We start from the raw sequence: 18,664 nt of genomic DNA, 5'->3' as shown, positions 1-18,664 counted from the left end.
GGTTTATCTCCTAAAGGGCCTCCGAAATGGTCTGGGGCCGTCCGCAGACCACGGTCAGATTGCCGTTGCGGCAGCGGATAGCGTCAATAAAGGCCTTTTCGTCCCCGGCCCGTTTCAGCACAATGTGATATGAAAGCTCGTACATGCTGCCGAGGTTTGTGGTTTTGACCTGTTCCAGCGAGACTTTCTTGGTATAGACTTCAAAGATATCGTCAAAAATTTCAGAGTAATCCAAATTTTCGGGAATGGTGATGCGCAGCTCCTTATCCAGCGGCTTGCGCTCGCCAAAGGGAGAACGGCAGAGAACCAGCATTACCAGGCTGATAATCACGGTGATAACAGCCGCGAAGACCACATAGCCCGTGCCGGTGGCCAGACCGACCGCCATGGAGAAGAAGATGCTGCTGATCTCCCGGGAGCTGCCCGGTACAGACCGGAAACGGATAAGACTGAAAGCCCCGAGAACCGCGACACTGGTGCCCAGATTGCCGTTGACCAGCATGATAACGATCTGCACCATGGCGGGCAGCAGCGCCAGTGTGATGACAAAGTTTTTGGAATAGGTGCCGTGTGCCATATAAACGATGGCGATGACAAATCCCAGCGCCAGAGAGACAAAGGTGCAGATCAGCGCAGTGCTGATGGTCATCTGGCCGGTGGTGGCGGTATCTATGATTGTTGTGAACAAAGTCTTGTTCTCCTTTCCTGCACGAGGCTGTGCTTGTAGATGTTTCCGTATTTTGAAAAAGAAGTTGGGTATATCTGAAGCTCAGAGAGGATGCGCGTCAGCCACAGCGGCATGGCGTTGGGAATTTTAATTTCCATGAGTACCTCCTGGCTTTCAAGAAGCGCTGTGCCGGCGTCGCCGCTGGCAAGCTTCAGGTCATTCTCGCGGCTTCGGATGTTTGCGTCAAAGGTAATCCGGATGTCATCGTCCTGAATGCCGTAGCAGGCGATGCGGTCGTAGGCCAGAAAGAGCCTGGGGACAGGCCGGTAAAAATTCAGAAAATAGTCGATCTCCCGGAGAATCTGGCTGTCCATTTCCGGACGTATTCCGTGGTTAAGGTAGGCCTGGGCCTGGGTGAGGGTCATGGCGGTGCGGCGCTTGTAAACCGTACGCCGCCACTTTTTCTTAATTTCGATATAAACCGTATCCTGCGGCCCCGGAACGCCGTAGCTGCGCAGCCGCAGCTTTTCCTTATAGGGCGGCTTTTCGATGGAATGCCGGATCAGGTCAAAGTGCTCGGTATCATAATAAATATTGCAGATGGTGTGGCGTCCGTATTCATCCATCTGTATGTAAGGCTTCAAAGCCTGAATCAGCGTCCAGTACTTTTCACCGGACAGACGGTATTTTTTCTCAATCCGCTGAAAAACGCTGTTGTTTTGTGATAATGTGTTCATGTGTTTTTCCTTTCATTTCAAACTTTACAAAAATTTTACATTACAAATGTGATGAATTTATGATGTTTTTAAGAATTTTAGGTGAAGAAAAAATAAATTGCGTTTTTTGCAAAAACAGGGCCTGTAGGGTATAATAGACACAAAGGAGTGAGAGAATGCAGCAGCTTATGGATGCCATTGCAGTGGTTGGCAGCAAGTATTCGGAGATCGTTAAAATAATTCTGTTTGGTTCAACTGCGCGGGGAGACGCCAGAGAAAACAGCGATATTGATCTCGCCATTTTTACAAAAGGAGAAAACCTCAGAGAGCAGACACAATTTACAGAGGATATCTTAAATCTTGCTTCACTAAAAAAGTTTGACCTTGTTTTTGTGGATAATGATACAGAGCCGGCACTGCTTGATAATATTTATAAAGAAGGAAAAGTCATTATGGATAAACTAGGGACGAAAAAGGAGAACTTCGGTCTGGCGATCGCTCGTTTAAAAGAAGCCATTGCAGATTTTGAAGCCAGCGGCGGCAATAAAACCATGCGCGATGGTGTGATTCAGCGCTTTGAATTCACAACAGAGCTCGCCTGGAAAACGACAAGAGAGTATCTCCTTGACCAGGGCTATAGCGGATTTAACAGTCCTAAAGCAACCATGCGGGAAGCCTTTGCCGATGGGCTCATAGAGGACGAAGCACTCTGGTTACAGATACTCAATGACCGCAATGCTACCTCACATCTCTATAGTGATGAAGCAGCCGCTAAAATATGTGAGCGGATCACCATGAGCTATACTGATGTTTTTGAGAAACTTTATCAAAAAATAGCATAAAAAATAGCAGTCTGTACCCTGATGGGGACGGCTGCTATTTTTTCATTCCCATATTTATCACTCGTTCTGAACCACTTTTTTCTTTTCATTCGTTTTTACGGCGGCTTCGTCGGCCTTGCTGCCGGTGTACTGCATATAGACAATGGCGGCCACGGCGATGATCATCCCGACGATTTGGAGGGAACCGAGATGCTGGCTCAGGGCAAAGAAGCCGAGGAGCGCGGCCGTGGTGGGCTCAAGCACAAAGGCCAGAGAAGCCGTGGAGGCTTCGATATAGTTGTAGGAAACCGCGATGGTTCCATAGGATATGACCAGAACGGCAAAATAGCCGAGGAGCATGAGCCACATCGTCAGGCCGCCGGAAGGGGCAGCGGCCACAAATTCCCTGAATACCTGAAGCGGCGTTGCCTTAAAGGAGAAGACAAGGAGTCCCATGGCGTTGGAATAAACCAGGTAAGCCAGATAGGAAACGCCGTTGGTGATGTGGTAATAATCAAAAAGATAGGCAACGGCTAAGCTAAAGCAGTTGGCCAGCCCCCAGAAAATACCGATGGTCGTGAGATCGCTGACATGTGTTCCCAGGAGGTTAAGCACCAGCACCATACCGAAAACAGCAATGGCGCAGGAAATAAGCTTTTCTTTTGTGATCTTTGATTTAAAGAAAAGGCGCATCAGAAAAACCAGAACAATCGCGTTGGAAAAGTCAAGCAGTGAGGCCACGGCGATGGGCAGCGCGTTAAAGGAACGGATCGACGTATAGATATAAAGCGGCGAGGCGATCATTCCGCTGCACACGATGAGGGTAAAATAGAAGCGCTTTCTGGGCAGCCTGAGAACCTTTGGCTGGGTGACCAGGGTATAGATGAGGTAAAAAACCAGGACAGCTAACGGCGTAAAGGTCGACATGGCGTTTTCGGAAATGCCAAGGCTGTCAAAGTAGTTTAAAAACAGGCCGAAGGTTCCGGTCGCTACAGCAGAAGAACCGGCTAACAGAATACCGTAAGCGGTTCCCTTATGTTTGAGCAGTGGCATGGTCATTCACACTCCTTCAGGCATTGGGCTATTCGACGTCAACTTCAGGATTGGCGCCTTTGGAATCCTGGTCGGTGCTGCCGGCCGACTGGGCCTGGGCGGCCAGCTCAGCTTTTTCCCGTTTGCCTTCAGAGTACTGCATAAATACAATGGCACAGACCGCAATGGCGATCCCCAGCATCTGAAGCGGGGTCAGGGTTTCATGCAGGATGATAAAGCCTAAAACAGCCGCGACACTGGGCTCCAGCACAAAGGTCAGCGCGCCGTAGGAGGCGTCGATGTAGTTGTAGCAGGCTGTGATGGAATAATAGGACCACATGAGCACCGCGCAGTAAATCAGGGACACCACGATGACGATGGGGCCGTTGGCGGAGATTGATTCCATAATATTCTGGCCGACTGCTGCCGGATTTGAGGTAATCAGCAGAATGATGGAGCTGCACAGGCAGGCATAGATCTGAGTGGTGATTACCGGCACATCGTGGCTGATGTGAAAATAGTCGATGGAGTAGACAAGCGCCAGAGCGCAGGCCACTGCAACACCCCAGAAAATGCCCATGGCAGTGATCGGAACACTGTCCTCCGGAGCCACCGCGCCAAAGGTGATAATCTGAAGTACCAGCATAATACCGGCAATGGCCAGGATACAGCAGATCAACTTTTCCTTGGTAATCTTCTGCTTGAACAGAATCCGCATCAGAAATACCAGAACAATGGCGTTCGAGAAGTGGAATAAGGAAGCGATGGCCATTGGCAGGTTGGCGAATACGCGCACATAGGTAAAATTATAAAGCGGATACAGCACAAAACCGCTGACCGCAATCATTGTAAAATAATACAGCTTCTTCGGGGCAAGGAGCAGCCTGCGGTCCTTGACAAGCGCGATGAGTAAAAAAGCAATAAACATAAAGACAGGGCCGATAAGGGTGACGGTATCATCACTGAGGCCGAATACCGACAGGTAATGCAGGAAAATGCCGAAGGTACCGGTAGCCACAGCAGAGCTGCAGGCCAGAAAGATGCCAAAACCTACGCCCCTTTTTTTCGTTGCGTCCATTTTTCTCTCCTTAAATATAATCTATAAAACAGGCAGGGAAGGGAGCCCAGTCCAGAGCTCCCGAAAAAATTTAATGCAGATATTTGTCAAAGATTTCTTTCATCTTAACTTTTTTGTCTTCCGGAATTTCAGGCGCAACGTAAGCGTCCATCCGTTTTTTCAGCTGAGCGTCGATGCGCTGGGTGATATCCTTGTTCTCGATGACATATTCCTCGTAAGTGCTGCGGACACCGAAATCCGGGAAGCTGTGTTCCTTGCGGTAGTTGCGCAGTGTGTTTTTATGCTTGACATACGTGCCGTGCTGGCCGACTTCAGTGATCAGATCAACCGTTTTGTTAATGTCCATATCCTTGGCCGGCTTAATGTAAGCCTGAACGTGCTTGATGATTTCTTCGTCCAGGATAAACTTGCGGTAGTTGGCGCTGTTAAAGCTGTCCAGGCTGCCCAGCATAAACATGGCGATGTCCAGCTTGGCGGCAAAAGCGTTCATGATCGCGGCTGTGGCTTCAAGCGCTGCCTGAACGTCGCAGTTTTTGGCGTCGGTGCTGCCGGAGGGCATGTCAAAGGGCACTTCATAGTATCCGGCCATCTGGCGTGCCATGGCGCACATTTTAATGCTTTCGGCAGCGCCGGTACAGAGCTGTAAGGTACGCATGTCCGTGATACAGGTATAGGTCGAATAAACCACTGGCAGTCCCGGGTTAATGAGCTGAATGAGCGTAAACATCGCCACGTTTTCCGCGTTGGTCAGCACCACGTTGTCGATCCCTGTGATTGGTCCGGTCAGGCCGGCTGCGGAACAGGGCGTAACCTCCATGACCTGATTCTTTTCAGCTGCGTAAAAGAGGCCGTCCAGCAGATCCTCGTCAAAACGGAGCGGTGAAATCGGAGACAGAGAAGCAAAGAGAGGATAGCCGCCATCCTTTTCAGTGAGCAGGTGCATCATTTCCATGGTCATGTCGATGGTATTGCGGTCAACCGAGCAGAGGTTCATGGGCTTGTCCATGTGCAGGAAATACTCGTAGATCGCAGTGATAACGCCTTCCTTGTAAGTACAGTTGTCGGTCGGGAACACAATGAGCTGACCGCCGATGTCCACACAGCTGCTGCTCTGGGACAGCTTGAAGAAATTGCGCATGTCGTCAAAATTGACTTTGCGGCGTTTGAACTCATCGTCAATGATAAAGGGGGATGTGGCGTTGGGGGCGATGAGCGGACGGTCTGTCGCGCCGATGTTGACCGAGCGGTCCGGATTGGCCGCGTCCAGTATGAAGGATCTCGGAGCAAGCTTCATACAGTCTTCAACCACCTTCGGCGGAATTTTGATAATGTTGCCGTCAACGGTGGCGCCGTGTTTTTTGAAAATTTCATGGGCTCGTTCGTCACACATTTCGACGCCGCATTTTTCCAGCACATCCAGGGTAGCCTGATGAACGTCTTCGATCTGTTTTTGTGTAAGGGGTTCGTAAGTAAAATTCATTTTTTCTTTCCTCCTAATTTTGTGCATATTGTGTTATACACTGTACCTGTATTCTAATACGTTCCTAAAGCTTTGTCAAGAAAAATCTTAAATATTTTCTATTTACAAATAAAAAGCTAAGAAAACCTTTAAAATAGAGGCTTTAAACCCAAAAAAAACTTTTTGTTGTGATCGCGAGTAAAATCATGTTATAATAAACAAAATTTAAAAAAGCGGAATCAACCAAAAATATGTTTTGAACATATAATATTATGCACAGAAGATGTGCGGATAAGGTGAAGAAATGGAGCTTTTTAAAAACAGGAAACCGATGATTGGGATTCTCTTGGGCTGCGCTGGCGCTGTTACAACCGGCATCTTTGGAATCTTTTTCAACTATTTTGATTTCATTGGCCTCAGCGAAAGCGGACGAACAATTTTAACGCCCTTTTTCGTTTTTATGTGCTTTTTCTCGGTAGCGTTGATCAAGAATCCTAAAAGCCTGATTTTAAAAAATAAGCTTTTATATCTGACAACCATCTGTGTGAGCGGGGGTATTCTGTATGCCACCTACAATTTTACCTATGTAAAAGCAATCGAGAGTCTGCCTCTGGCGATCACCTCACTGTTTAACTTTTCCAACGCTGTGGTGCTGGTCTTTCTGATGCGCTTGTTCTTTAAAGAGAAAATTACCGCTAAAAAAATTATCTGCTGTCTGCTCAGTCTGGTCGGAATCCTCTTTGTGCTTGAGATCTTCTCAGGAGGGGATAACACGATCACGACAATCGGCATTTTGTGGGGCGTTTCCGTAACCGTCAGTCTGGCCTTTGCCTATACCATCGACTACTTTCATATACAGAAAGAGATTCCCTTTTATGTGGTCCAGACCTATACCTGTCTGGGCGCCATGATCGTCTACTCCTTTAATTACTCGGTTTTGGATCTTTTTAGGGAGCTTGGCAGTATGACCGTCCAGCACGGCGCTGCGCTGTGGCTGGTACTGCTGCTGTACTTTATCAATGTCGCCATTTCATACGGCGCCACCACAGCGGCCTATAACTTTATCGACGCGTCCTACACCTCCATGACCTATGTTCTGGAACCAACCGTTGCGGCCGCCGCGGGGTTCTTTCTCTATGGACAGGGGCTTTCCACTGTTCAGATCATCGGGATGGTCATATCCGTCAGCGCGATTGTCTACATGCAGTATATCGAGAGCAAGGGCGAAGGGTAAAACCGGAAAGGACAGGGCCAGAGTGGCCGAAAGGGCTTTACCGTGTCAATAGATTTTAAATTATGATATAATCAGTAAAATAAAGAAGAAATTTGAGCATATAATATGAGATACAGGAGGCAAGCAAATGAACTTAGCAGCATTGACCGAAAAAGTCGTAGAGCTGGAAGATGAAATGGTGACCCGGATTGTAGAACGGGCGCTGGATCTCGGGGCTGCCCCTATGGAAATTGTCAATGCCGTCAACGACGGCCTGGACAAGGTGGGACTGCTTTACGAGCGCGGGGAATACAGCATCTCGGATTTGATGATGGCCGGCGTTATTTTTGAGGATATTCTGAACATGGAGGGGATGCAGTTTCCGGCAAGCCAGCAGGCAGAGGTCTTTGCAGACACCATTCTGCTGGGCACCATCGAAGGCGATATTCACGATATCGGAAAGACGATCTTCCACTCCCTGGCGGTTTCAGTTGGCTTTAACGTCATCGACCTGGGGGTGGACGTGCCGGCCGAACGCTTTGTGGAGGAAGCAAAGCGCTGCCACCCCAGCATTATCGGAATCAGCGCGGTGCTGACCAACACGGTGGGAGCCATCCAGCGGGCCATAGACCTGCTGAAGAATGATCCCGAAACAAGGGATATTACCACCATTATCGGCGGCGCCATGGTCAATATTGACATCGCGGCCATCTCCGGGGCTGACGCCTTTGCCAAGACCGCCAAAGCAGGTGTAACCGAGTGTATCCGGCTGAAAAAGCAGTTTAATGAAAAAAGACAGGATCAGAAGCAATGAGTAATTCTAAATTTAAGTACGAGGAAATCATTGAGAGCATCAAACATAAAATATCCACCAATATTTATAAGGATAACGACCCGCTGCCCTCGGAGACGGCCCTCTGCGCCGAGTATGGTGCCAGCCGGATCACCGTCCGAAAGGCCATCTCCGTTCTTCTTTCAGAGGGGCACCTTTACTCCATCCAGGGGAAGGGGAATTATATCAAAAACGTTAAGAAAAACAAGTTTTCCATGCGTTACAGCTGTAAAACCATTTTTAACAATGGCTATGACGAAGCCAAGCTGATCTCCTCAAGCCTGGTAACACCGGATGTTTACATGGTTTATAATCTGAACATCGCGCCCAACGAAAGAGTCGTGGCCTTAAAATGGCTGATCTATGAGGATGGCCTGCCCATCGCCTACGATGAAAAGTATCTGCCCTACTTTGCCGGGATCAATATCTCAGAAAAAAGCCTGAAATACAAGGACTTCTCAGACCTTGTCAAGAACAAAATTTCCGTGTACGAAATGTATCAGGACTTGAGGATCAAGGGCGTCAATGCGGATGCCGATGTGGCCGAAAAACTTCGCATACCCGCAGGCAGTATTCTGATGCTTGTCGAGCTAAACGTCTATGACCAGAGCGGCCTGCCCTTTGGCTGGGGCAAGCTTTATATCCTGCCGGATAAAACGCGTTTTTTTGCCAGGACAGAATAGGAGGCGGTACCTGTGAAAGAGTATGAAAACATTGTCGAGGACATTAAGAACAAGATCATCAATAATGAACTGGTGGCCGGGGACAAGCTTCCCTCCATCAAGGAAATGACCAAAATCTACAATGTGAGCAGCATCACGGTGCGCAACAGCCTGTCCATCCTGTCCAATGAGGGCTATATCGAAACCCGGGAGCGCTCCGGCTGCTATGTGAAGGAGAGCGAAAACGACCTGTTTCACATGTTTTTTAATGAGATCACCAACATCAAGGAGACCATTCTGGACACCAAAATCCTGAGCATCTCCCAGATTTTTGACTTTAATGGTCTGGAGGAATTTGACAGCCAGAACAGCGAGCATATCCAGACCATTAAAATCCGGCGCACCTTCAACTCCTATCTGGACGCGCCGGTGTCCTATGATATTAAGTACCTCCTGCACCATTTCAGCGGCGACACCAAGAAAATGTTTTATTACGACAACCTGCGCCGGATCGACTATTTTCTGGAAAAGGAAATCAACAAAACCCTCGAGATACGCATGATCCGCCCAACGCAGGACATTATCAACGCCCTGAGTATCTCGGAGAGCACGCCAGTGTTTTACTTCAAGCAAAAGTACTACGACAAATACGACCAGCTGGTGGCCGTGGGCCAGACCTACACCATTGCCGACAGCATACAGGTGGTGGCAACGAGCCGGAATGGGGTGTGAGGAAAGGTGTATTTCTAATGTAAAAAAGTAGAAAAAAGCGGTATACGCTGTTTCGGCGTATACCGCTTTTTTGTGTTATTACTCATGGTCGATATCGTTGTATTTTTGGGGAGAGATGGCGATTTTAACAGCACACACAATTACTAGGATAATTAAAAACATTGCAGGTAAACCACCAATGTTTGAGAGCATTTTTATACCAGTAATCCCTTCGCTTATGGACATCATAATCCATGTTACAATTCCTACAACAGCTACCCAAATTACAATCAAAAACTTCGGCGGTTCTAGTGAGTCCGGGGAAATGCCGCTGCTGCAAAGGCTGGAAATTGCCAGTGTCGTAGAATCCGATGCTGTGACAAGTGAAATGAGCACCGCGACCAGATAAAGAGGGACCAGGAAGGTATCAAGATGTAAATTGTTAAATAGCTGGTAAATTACATTTTCATAACCAGTGTTAAATGCATCGATTAAGCCGGAAGAAGGATTGTTCATCAAACTGTTGACAGTAGCTCCGGAAATAATGGTGAACCAGAGAATACCAAATAAGGAAGTGACAAGAAGATTCATCAGGATGATTTCCTTTATTTTTCGTCCATAGCATATGCGGCCTAAAAAAACAGCGGTAATGGGCGTCCAGGCCATCCAGTTGGCAAAGTAGTACATTGTCCAGCTTTTTGCCCAAGGGTCGTTTGCGGCAGTACCGGTAAACAGAGAGTTTTTAAAAAACGTAACGATAAAATCGCCGAGACTTTCAACCGCAAAACCAAAGATAAAAGTGGTTCCGCCAAAAATCAAAATAACAGCCAGAATAATAAAGAAAATATAGACATTAATATTAGAAAGGTATTTAATGCCTTTGTTAATACCCGAAACGGCGCTTGTAAGTGTTATACAGCTGATGATGGCAATAATAATTCCCCAGGTAAGAAGATCTGAATCAACACCCCAAATTTTATTTAAACCGCCATTGATGCTTAAAACGGCAGTGTATAGCGACGCGGATAAACCAAAGACCAAAGAGAATACGCAGATAAAATCAATGATATTGCCTATTGATTTTTCATGCTTTTCCGAAGTGATTGGTGAAATAACCGAGCCCAGAGAAAAGGGCTTTTTCATATTATAATAGACAAAGGCAAAAACAACCGTCATGAGTGTGTAAAGGCCGTAAGGCAGTAGTGTCCAGTGGCGGAACACCGTCGACATTGCGAAAACAGCGGCGTCGGGAGACAGCGCTTCAATACCAGAAGATACGGGAGGATACAGCATATGCTGAACAGGTTCGGCAGCGCCCCAAAAAACGATCCCCGAGCCAACCGTTGTGCAGAGCGTAATGGAGAACCAGTTCCAGGTTGAGAGGGTCGGTTTTGCTTTTTTACCGCCGATTCTGATGTGACCAAGCGGAGAAAAGTAGAGAGCGATGCAGGCTACAAACACGGCCATTGTTGTCAGAATGAATAGCCAGCCAAATTGATCGAGTATCCATGAGTAAAGGCTGCTGGTTAACATGGAAAAAATATTGTTGTTATAAAAAGCTAAAAAGATACAACAGCAGAATAGAATAATTGCCGGCACAAAAACAATAGAATTTACTTTTTTCTTTTTCATGTTCGCCTCGCTTAAATAAAAACCTTGATAGAAGGTTACCTCCCGCAATAAAAAGCTTCAGCTTAATTTGCGGGAGGCCGCTTCGTTATTTAATCAAATAGTATCCTGGTACTGAGGAGGCAGGTAAGGCATAAGGAGTTTATTTTGCTCTTTGGTAATTTCCGGAGCGGCATAAGATGAGATCCTGCGCTGCACTTCTTTCTGGGCCGTTTCCAGAATGGAAATTGAACCCTCGTTTTGCCAGGTGTTGACATCCTCTTTATTAAGATATTTTGTCATATAAAATTCCTGCCGATACATTTTAGGCGTTTTTCCTGTTAAGAAAGAGCCTCTGGGGCCGGCTTTTCGTAAAGTGTCCATACAGAGCTTTTCATCTGAGCCGTCGATACCATCGACCATTCTTCTCGCAAAAGCAACGGCTTCTTCATCCAGAATAAATTTTTCATAGCTGAACAGGTTCATGCTGCCCATCATGCCGGTAGCGTGAAAAATCAAGTCGGTACCGGCCTCCATTGTTGACTGTATCATAAACATGGACTCAAGTCCTGCCTGATAATCGACATCCTTGGCATCAGACTGGCCACCGCCAGTACGGCAGGGGATTTTATAAAAATCAGCCATAGCGTTTGAAGCATAGATCATCAACATGGTTTCAGGAGCGCCAAAGGTCAGGAGCAGCGTTTTCAGGTTTGTGCCCGTGGAGGTATTGCCATAAATACAGGGCAGTCCAGGCTGTATCAGCTGGGCAAGAACAATACCGGCAAGAATTTCAGCGTTCGCGAGAATCATCGTGGAGATTACGCTGTAAGGCGCTGTTAACACGGGCATTGCGCAAGGGGAGAACCACAGTGGCTGGTTGGATTCTGCGTAGGCAAAAACACGTTCCAATGGGTCATGATCGTAGCACAGCGGAGAAAGGGAGTTAACGCAGAAAGTATTAACATGTTTTTGCTTGTCCGTTACGCCTTCATAGCGTCTGATGATTTCAATATCATCTAAAGTGTGCTGATAGATTTCATGTTTGTCAAGATTAAAGGTATTTACCAGCATAAAGGATGTAAGGGTGCTGTACTTTAGGCTCATAGCGGTATGGTAGTGGATAAGCTGCTTTTTATCGAATCCGGTGGTATCCGGCAGATATTCCAGTCTGTTATATTTTAGTTCCTTGCTGGTACAGCAGATTTTAAAGATATTGATGATATCTTCATTCGTGGTTTTCCGCACCCTGCCCTGATCCGAAATGTAAACCGGACCGCCACTGGGCATTGTGATGCGGCTGGCGTTTCCGATGGTGAGGTTACCCTTGCTTGAGGTTAATTCAAAGCTTTCCGGCAGCTGCTTCAAAATGGTTTCAACGGTGTTTCGATCAAAGAAAACTTTTTCACCTTCAATTCTAAAGCCGTTTTGGCGAAATAGAGCAAGTGCGCGTTCATTTTCAAACAAAACGCCAACTTCCTCCAGAAGAACCAAAGAATTTTCGTGAATTTTATTAATGATCTCCTGTGACACATAGTGACTATATTTTTTTGTGCTCATAAAACTTCTCCTTGATTTTGTAATGTGGTTTCAGATTTTAATGCTCTGTTTTTTCCGCGTTTATAAAGAATAACAGCAAAAACGATCGCGATAATTGCCCAGACAACCATCCATCCAAAGATCATGTTAAAGCCTGTTACAGGGTCTTTGTCAAGCCAGGACCCCATGATGGTGGTCATAAAAGCATCAGGTGACAGCGCGATGAACGAAATAAGACCAGAGGCCATTCCCGTCAGTGCCATCGGTATGCCGGCATCACCCAAAACAGAAAAATATACCGCTTTAATACCATAATAGAATAAGGGTAAAATCATGCTGATGATCAGACAAAGTGTAACCATGCCACTTGACAGCGGCATCACGACAGCAAGAATGATAACAGCAATTAAAAGATAGACAATAAAAATCAGCCTCGACTTCGCTTTATCCGCCAGAACGCCGCCTAACAGACCCGCAATGACCAAAATGCCATAGTTTCGGATAATTCCCAGGCCGCTTGAGATTTCAGCAGAAATTCCCAGGATTTGCGTTGTGTAAGTCCCTAAATAATTAACACCGGCCATAAATGTGCAGTAACAGGCAAACATAAAGATTGACAGTATCCATGTTTCAGGAAGCTTGATCGTCGCAATGAAGTTATTCCAGGTAGATTGTTTATCTTTTTTCGCTGCAGGAGCCCCTTTTCTTTCGGCAGAATCTGATTTAGGAAGAAAAATAAGACTCAAAACAGCAAAAACAATATATGAAACGCCAAGTGTGATGATGATTGTCTGAACGCCAACCTTGATTTCCGAAAACTGAACGACAAGCGCCAATAAGCCAAGTCCCGCGGCACAGCCAAGAACGCCTCTTAAAGCTTCGCTTGTTCCATAGAGCCGGCTTTGCTCGTCATCGCTGCCAAGACCGCGCAGGAACTTAATATAGGCCGGCCACATTGTGGCAGAATTAAAGAAAGCAAACAGAGAGTAAATAATAATCAATGAGGAGTAGGATGGATACATTGCCTCCCAAAAGGCAAGTCCGGCGCAGACCGTAAAGGATAGAGCCATCAGACTCCGAATGCTGAAGCGGTCAGCAAAAAAGCCACCGATAAAGTAGCTGAACAAAGCTACAAGTCCGTAAATCGACCCAAGATTCCCTAATTGAAGATTGGTTAATTCATAGGCTGTGACGTATTGGTCATAAAAATAGAACCGAATATAAGGCACAATATAAATCAACTGACACATAATACTGATCAGAAAGACCAAAAAATTTCTTTTTCCTTTTGACATAGAAGCAGCCATTTTGTTTCTCCTTTTTCTTAGATTTTTTCGATATATTTTTGCGGCAGATAAGGTTTTAAAAGTGAACTCTGTTCTTGCGTGATTTCAGGAGGCTGGTAAGACAGAATCCGTTGTTCCACTTTCTTTTGAATAGAATCCCTCAGAGACACAGAACCGTGCTGCTGCCACTGGTTGGGGTCATCCTTGTTAAAAAGCTTAGGCATAAAAAATTCATCACGATAAATCTTCGGGGTACGACCCTTTAAAAAGATTCCGCGCGGCCCGGTTTTTGAAATGAGGTCAAAGCATTCCTTTTCAGGGCTGCAGTCTACGCCATTTAGGATTCGGCTGCACATATGATACATTTCCTCATCGGCAAGAAACTTCTCGAAGCTTACGATATTAAAGCTTCCGATGATCCCGCAGGCATGAAATAACAGGTCGGGGTTTGCATCTAATGAAGCGTAAATCATCATCATGGATTCACCGCCAGCCTGAAAATCAAAATCTTTTGAGTCGCTTAAGGCGCCCCCGGCCCGGCACGGAAGACCATAAAAGTCAGCTAACGCTTTAGTGACGTAAGTGACTAAAACACTTTCAGGAGAGCCAATGCTCAGCTGTATGGTTTTTAAGTTGGTCGAGCCTGAAGTATTTCCGTATACACAGGGTAAGCCTGGCTTGATCATTTGTGATAAAACAAGCCCGGCAAGTGTTTCAGCATTCGTCATAGCCATCATGCTCATCACTGAGGGAGGAGCTGTAAGAAGCGGCATGGCACAGGGTGAAATCCAGATGGGCTGGTTTTCCTCACCGGCAATTAACATCTTTTCAAGCGGATCATGGTCATAACATAAAGGAGAAAGCGTGTTAATTGAAATGATACAGACATAATCGTTTTGGATGGCCTCAAAATTTTTTATAAGACGCAAGCCTTTGACATATGAATCATGAATGTTGTCTATTTGAAAAGTGTTTGGCAGCACATAGGGGCCTGCCTTGTTCGAATACTTTAGATGCATTGCCAATTCAGCATAAATTCTTTGTTCTTTTGTAAAGTCTTTATTCTCTAAAAAAATGTTCATGTAGTTCGTATCCGTCAAGTCACTGGTGTCAGAGAGCTTAAACTGATTAATGACATCCGTATTTGTCATTTTCCTAACAGTGCCGTTATCCTGAATATAGATATTTCCAGCAGCAGGCATTTTGTGGCAGATGCCCTTGCCATAGACGGAATCGCCCTTTGACGAACGGATTGTAAAACATTTGGGAATAAGCGCCAAATATTTCGCCAGTGTTTTTTCATCAAAGAAAACCGTATTTCCATCAATTTGCATCCCGTGCTTTTTAAAGATTTCAATGATTTGGGGATGTTCAAATCTTATACCGATTTCCTGCAAGATATGCAAAGATTCATGATGAATTTTTTCGATATCATTCAGTGAAATGAATTTTTCATAAGAATGCATACAAACCTCCTTAGTGTTTACTCAATGCGCAATGGATAACTAAATCTAAAGCAAGATAAATGCCAAAAATAAGCCGTAAAAAAAAGAATTATTCGCAAAAAAACAGGATTTTGCCAATAATTCTTTCAATTATTGTAAAAAAAATCGACAGTGTCAGCTTTTTTTACATAGGATATAGAGGGATAAAACAGGTGATTTAGGGAATAGTCAGAAAATTTTACAGTATTTTTGTAAAATATATAAAATACTTTAAATTTTAGTCTTTTTCGTAATGATAGAATGCTTTTTTATTTTTCCGTGAAGTGATTGTCGCGTTATATTTAAGTATTCAGCCGTTTTTGAGATGTTATAGTCATTTTTTACAAGAGCGTGTTGGATTAGCTTTTTCTCATACGCGTTAATATTTTTGGCTAAATCACTTTCCGATGAAGAAGCAGCAGAAATGAGAAAGTCACCTTTCACAGGGTGTGACAGAATATTTTCAAAAGAGTGATTCTGAAGATGCCTGGGTTCAATAAGACTTTCATTTTCTTTAGCAGAATAGATACTTTGCATGATAACGTGTTTAAGCTCCCGCACATTGCCCTGCCAGGCATAATTTTCAAATAATTTTTTAGTCTTTTGAGATAAACCAGATATTTTTTTACCAGATGGCGGCACAAGTGTTTTTATAAAATAGTTCGATAAATAAAGAATATCGCCTTTACGCTCTCTGAGAGGAGGGATGGACAATGAAAAAGCAGCAATGCGAAAATAAAGGTCAAGGCGGATCGTCTTTTCGGAGATGGCTTTCTGAGGCGCTTGATTCATCGCGCAGATAAACCGGATATTGCAGCTTTGTTCACGGTTACTGCCCACTTTGCGGTAACGTTTCGTTTCAAGCACGCGAAGGAGCTTTGCCTGGAGACCGATATCCATGGAGTTGATCTCATCGAGAAATAAAGTACTGCCATCGGCTTCCTCTAACAGCCCCTTCTGATTAAGCGCGCCTGTAAAAGCGCCTTTGCAGGTACCAAATAACGTGCTTTCCATAAGATTTTCAGGCAGAGCGCTGCAGTTAAGAGCGACAAAATGGTTGCTGCTCCGTTTGCTGGCATTATGAATGCTCTGAGCAAAAAGCTCTTTTCCTGTTCCGGTTTCCCCGATGATCAATACCGATTCATCACAGTCCGCGATGCGCTTTGCCTGCTCAATAACATCAATGAAATTAGGACTGGCGCCAATGAGATGATCGAACGTATATTGTGTATCATTATTTAAGCTGGCATTTTTTGAATTTAATTCGGCGTTGAGACGATTCACTAAACTAATCAGGTTAAGGTAATCCGAGATATCTCTATAGACACAAATAACAGACTTAATACGGTCATTATCATCATAAAGCAGGTAAGTGTCACAAAGAACATTGATAATCTTATCACTGTTTTTGGTGGTGTAAGAAACAAAAATATCTTTCAAAGGCTTTTTTTTAGAAAAAGTATCCACAATAACCGAACGGCTTGAGTTGTTTTTCAGTTCCTGCCTCTGATTATACAGAGAATTCAGGTCCTCTCCCAGGACATCTTTTCTTTTATACCCCTCAATCAGCTCACATCCTTTTGAATAGCAGATCACCTTGTTATGGATGTTAACGATCTGAATGCCAATAGTGGTGACTTCTTCTAATTCACGATAGAGCAGAGTATCATTTTTATACATTGGAGTTCCTCCGTTTTTGGGAAGCGTCGTGCAGCGTGCCGAATGCGGCTTTTGTTATATTATATCAAGGTAAAAGAGCGTGGGCAATACAACAAAAGTATAGGGATAGAGTATATGAAAGGAACTATTATAAAAGGGGTAATGGAATACAGAATAAATTCATCAATGCAGGCGTATACCGGAAAGCCAGCCATCTTTTTAGCTGATAAGCACTCCACAGAGTTGTTGCAGAATCAGGCATTTTATTGATTAACGATTCTGTTGGAAAAAGAAAAAACTCGTGAAATCGTACCATTTCACGAGTGCCAGATACTTCTGATTCTGATAAAAACACTATTAGAATTATGAATTGAAGATATTATATCATCTTTGGCGAGTGATTGCACGCACTTTTTTACATGCTAAATAAAAAAAATACCATATAATTCCATTTCTTACCCTTTGTTTTAGATATAATTAACAAAAGTATGGTCAAAAAAATGGTCGTACCAAGGGAGGAAAAAAGAATGAAGCATTACCGAAAAAATGTACGAAAAAGAGCGGACGGGCGTTATGAAGCGCGGTGTATTGTGGGTTATAACAATATTTACGGCAAAGCGGTCTATCGGTATTTGTATGCTAAAACCTACCAGAAGGTAGTTGAAAAATTAGAATGTTGTGAAAAAGAAAATTTTGAAGAAGTTGAGCTTCAAAGAGTTTTAAGAAAAAATAAAAAACATAAAAAGAGTGAGGGCGTCATCACTGAAAAACTAAAAAAGTCGAAAATTATAAACTCAGAGGGGAGTTCACTGTTTTTGCAGGAATGGCTGGTGGAATGGCTGGAAAACAGTAAAAAAGCGGAGCTTAAAAGATCTTCCTATACACAGTATTGCAGTGTGATTCAAAACCATTTAATTCCAGAGATAGGCGGCTACCGTCTGTGTGAACTGGATAACGAAACCGTTCAGACGTATGTGCAGAACAAAATAAGACAGGACAAATTGTCAGGTGCAACCGTTAAGCGGCACATTGCAATATTATCCTCCGCATTAAAAGAGGCAGCTCGGCTGGAAATGATTGCCTCCTATCCCTGTCAGGAGGTGAAAATTCCCACAACAAGAAAAAAGGCAGCAGACGTTTTTGACAAAGCGGAGTGCCGGAAGCTTGAGATGATTCTAAAAAAGGATTCTGACAGCATAAAGGCAACCGCTGTTTTGCTGGCGCTAAAGACCGGTATACGACTTGGAGAATTGGCAGCGCTGAGGTGGCAGGATATTGATTTTGAGGAAAAGACTGTTATGATTCGCGATGCAGTACACCGTGTCAATACGTCGGGAGAAAATCTTAAGAAAACGGAAATGATTTTTGAAGGGACAAAATCCTATTATTCTGAAAGAATTATTCCGATGAACGACGAAATTCACTCTTTGCTGAAAGATTATGAAATAAATCTCAGTGAAAAAAGTGCGTTTGTTTTTTCAAATATGAAAGGGTCATTCATTGATCCGAGAGTTTACCAGGCCTATTTTGCGCATATTTTAGAAACCGCTGGTATAAGAAAAAGAAATTTTCATATTTTAAGGCATACTTTCGCCACAAGAGCCGCAGGCAAAAATATGCAAATTTCAGTTCTGAGCAGAATTCTGGGGCACGCCAATATAGCAATAACGTTAAAACGTTATATCCATCCACTTACAGAGCAAGACCGTATCGAAATGAATAAAATATCAGAATTTCCAATAGATAAAGGTGAATAGAAAGTGGTCAGAAAAGTGGTCGCATTTTGTTTGATTGGTTTAAATAAGCAGTTTAGAGTCTAAAATTCGTGAAATGGTACGATTTCACGAATACATTCACGACTTCTTTGCTTTGCACATAAATGACCCTTTAATCACGG

General features: G+C 44.5%; 16 protein-coding genes. 6 read left to right on the top strand and 10 right to left on the bottom strand.

From position 1 onward, the window contains the following. Positions 1-10: 10 nt before the first annotated feature. Positions 11-688 (bottom strand): DUF4956 domain-containing protein, encoded by a 678-nt coding sequence (locus I2B62_RS12495; protein WP_195269400.1) that lies wholly within the window; start codon positions 686-688, stop codon positions 11-13. Continuing rightward, positions 670-1,404, bottom strand: a complete 735-nt coding sequence (locus I2B62_RS12490) for a polyphosphate polymerase domain-containing protein (protein WP_195269399.1) — start codon at positions 1,402-1,404, stop codon at positions 670-672. Before I2B62_RS12490 ends, I2B62_RS12495 begins: the two co-directional genes overlap by 19 nt. 155 nt (positions 1,405-1,559) lie before the next feature. On the opposite strand from I2B62_RS12490, the gene I2B62_RS12485 reads away from it, so the two are divergent. Then, positions 1,560-2,225 carry an HI0074 family nucleotidyltransferase substrate-binding subunit gene (locus I2B62_RS12485; RefSeq protein WP_195269398.1) on the top strand — a complete coding sequence of 222 codons (666 nt, stop codon included), beginning with the start codon at positions 1,560-1,562 and terminating at the stop codon, positions 2,223-2,225. 57 nt (positions 2,226-2,282) lie between these two features. On the opposite strand, the gene I2B62_RS12480 is transcribed toward I2B62_RS12485, so the two are convergent. From I2B62_RS12480 to I2B62_RS12470, 3 genes are all read right to left on the bottom strand, one after another. Further along, complete coding sequence (locus I2B62_RS12480) at positions 2,283-3,263, bottom strand: EamA family transporter (RefSeq protein WP_195269397.1); 981 nt, start codon at positions 3,261-3,263, stop codon at positions 2,283-2,285. Between the two features lie 22 nt (positions 3,264-3,285). Continuing rightward, positions 3,286-4,314 (bottom strand): DMT family transporter, encoded by a 1,029-nt coding sequence (locus I2B62_RS12475; RefSeq protein ID WP_195269396.1) that lies wholly within the window; start codon positions 4,312-4,314, stop codon positions 3,286-3,288. 70 nt (positions 4,315-4,384) lie between these two features. Further along, complete coding sequence (locus I2B62_RS12470) at positions 4,385-5,794, bottom strand: trimethylamine methyltransferase family protein (protein ID WP_195269395.1); 1,410 nt, start codon at positions 5,792-5,794, stop codon at positions 4,385-4,387. 283 nt (positions 5,795-6,077) lie between these two features. On the opposite strand from I2B62_RS12470, the gene I2B62_RS12465 reads away from it, so the two are divergent. The 4 genes from I2B62_RS12465 to I2B62_RS12450 all read left to right on the top strand — a co-directional run bounded on the left by I2B62_RS12465 (position 6,078) and on the right by I2B62_RS12450 (position 9,212). Beyond that, positions 6,078-7,007, top strand: coding sequence for a DMT family transporter (locus I2B62_RS12465; protein ID WP_195269394.1), 930 nt, complete (start codon positions 6,078-6,080; stop codon positions 7,005-7,007). Positions 7,008-7,134: 127 nt separating this feature from the next. Beyond that, positions 7,135-7,800 carry a cobalamin-dependent protein gene (locus I2B62_RS12460; RefSeq protein ID WP_195269393.1) on the top strand — a complete coding sequence of 222 codons (666 nt, stop codon included), beginning with the start codon at positions 7,135-7,137 and terminating at the stop codon, positions 7,798-7,800. Continuing rightward, entirely contained in the window at positions 7,797-8,501 is a 705-nt protein-coding gene (locus tag I2B62_RS12455) for a GntR family transcriptional regulator (RefSeq protein WP_195269392.1), read from the top strand. Before I2B62_RS12460 ends, I2B62_RS12455 begins: the two co-directional genes overlap by 4 nt. Before the next feature lie 12 nt (positions 8,502-8,513). Continuing rightward, on the top strand, positions 8,514-9,212 hold the full coding sequence (locus I2B62_RS12450) for a GntR family transcriptional regulator (protein WP_195269391.1): 699 nt from the start codon (positions 8,514-8,516) through the stop codon (positions 9,210-9,212). A gap of 78 nt (positions 9,213-9,290) precedes the next feature. Here the strand turns inward: I2B62_RS12450 and I2B62_RS12445 are convergent, their stop codons facing one another. The 5 genes from I2B62_RS12445 to I2B62_RS12425 form a co-directional block, all read right to left on the bottom strand. Further along, positions 9,291-10,823: a BCCT family transporter gene (locus tag I2B62_RS12445; protein WP_195269390.1), complete on the bottom strand. Its 1,533-nt coding sequence runs from the start codon at positions 10,821-10,823 to the stop codon at positions 9,291-9,293. A gap of 93 nt (positions 10,824-10,916) precedes the next feature. Then, positions 10,917-12,359, bottom strand: a complete 1,443-nt coding sequence (locus I2B62_RS12440) for a trimethylamine methyltransferase family protein (RefSeq protein WP_195269389.1) — start codon at positions 12,357-12,359, stop codon at positions 10,917-10,919. Then, positions 12,356-13,645, bottom strand: coding sequence for an MFS transporter (locus tag I2B62_RS12435; RefSeq protein WP_195269388.1), 1,290 nt, complete (start codon positions 13,643-13,645; stop codon positions 12,356-12,358). The genes I2B62_RS12440 and I2B62_RS12435 overlap by 4 nt, the downstream gene beginning before the upstream one ends. A gap of 17 nt (positions 13,646-13,662) precedes the next feature. Beyond that, positions 13,663-15,090, bottom strand: coding sequence for a trimethylamine methyltransferase family protein (locus I2B62_RS12430; RefSeq protein WP_195269387.1), 1,428 nt, complete (start codon positions 15,088-15,090; stop codon positions 13,663-13,665). 249 nt (positions 15,091-15,339) lie between these two features. Continuing rightward, positions 15,340-16,788 (bottom strand): sigma 54-interacting transcriptional regulator, encoded by a 1,449-nt coding sequence (locus I2B62_RS12425; RefSeq protein WP_195269386.1) that lies wholly within the window; start codon positions 16,786-16,788, stop codon positions 15,340-15,342. Between the two features lie 506 nt (positions 16,789-17,294). Here I2B62_RS12425 and I2B62_RS12420 point away from each other — a divergent pair. Next, complete coding sequence (locus I2B62_RS12420; RefSeq protein ID WP_195269385.1) at positions 17,295-18,524, top strand: site-specific integrase; 1,230 nt, start codon at positions 17,295-17,297, stop codon at positions 18,522-18,524. Positions 18,525-18,664: the final 140 nt, after the last annotated feature.

This window comes from Eubacterium sp. 1001713B170207_170306_E7 (genome assembly GCF_015547515.1).
GTDB lineage: Bacteria > Bacillota > Clostridia > Eubacteriales > Eubacteriaceae > Eubacterium.
Note: the sequence above shows the minus strand (reverse complement) of the source record. Positions and strands in the feature narration are given on the sequence as shown.

Excerpts from the sequence above, each read along its gene's own strand:
- I2B62_RS12490 (WP_195269399.1), bottom strand. The coding sequence starts at position 1,404 with ATGAACACATTATCACAAAACAACAGCGTTTTTCAGCGGATTGAGAAA.
- I2B62_RS12445 (WP_195269390.1), bottom strand. The coding sequence starts at position 10,823 with ATGAAAAAGAAAAAAGTAAATTCTATTGTTTTTGTGCCGGCAATTATT.
- I2B62_RS12465 (WP_195269394.1), top strand. The coding sequence starts at position 6,078 with ATGGAGCTTTTTAAAAACAGGAAACCGATGATTGGGATTCTCTTGGGC.
- I2B62_RS12455 (WP_195269392.1), top strand. The coding sequence starts at position 7,797 with ATGAGTAATTCTAAATTTAAGTACGAGGAAATCATTGAGAGCATCAAA.
- I2B62_RS12430 (WP_195269387.1), bottom strand. The coding sequence starts at position 15,090 with ATGCATTCTTATGAAAAATTCATTTCACTGAATGATATCGAAAAAATT.
- I2B62_RS12475 (WP_195269396.1), bottom strand. The coding sequence starts at position 4,314 with ATGGACGCAACGAAAAAAAGGGGCGTAGGTTTTGGCATCTTTCTGGCC.
- I2B62_RS12460 (WP_195269393.1), top strand. The coding sequence starts at position 7,135 with ATGAACTTAGCAGCATTGACCGAAAAAGTCGTAGAGCTGGAAGATGAA.
- I2B62_RS12470 (WP_195269395.1), bottom strand. The coding sequence starts at position 5,794 with ATGAATTTTACTTACGAACCCCTTACACAAAAACAGATCGAAGACGTT.
- I2B62_RS12425 (WP_195269386.1), bottom strand. The coding sequence starts at position 16,788 with ATGTATAAAAATGATACTCTGCTCTATCGTGAATTAGAAGAAGTCACC.
- I2B62_RS12420 (WP_195269385.1), top strand. The coding sequence starts at position 17,295 with ATGAAGCATTACCGAAAAAATGTACGAAAAAGAGCGGACGGGCGTTAT.
- I2B62_RS12435 (WP_195269388.1), bottom strand. The coding sequence starts at position 13,645 with ATGGCTGCTTCTATGTCAAAAGGAAAAAGAAATTTTTTGGTCTTTCTG.
- I2B62_RS12480 (WP_195269397.1), bottom strand. The coding sequence starts at position 3,263 with ATGACCATGCCACTGCTCAAACATAAGGGAACCGCTTACGGTATTCTG.
- I2B62_RS12485 (WP_195269398.1), top strand. The coding sequence starts at position 1,560 with ATGCAGCAGCTTATGGATGCCATTGCAGTGGTTGGCAGCAAGTATTCG.
- I2B62_RS12440 (WP_195269389.1), bottom strand. The coding sequence starts at position 12,359 with ATGAGCACAAAAAAATATAGTCACTATGTGTCACAGGAGATCATTAAT.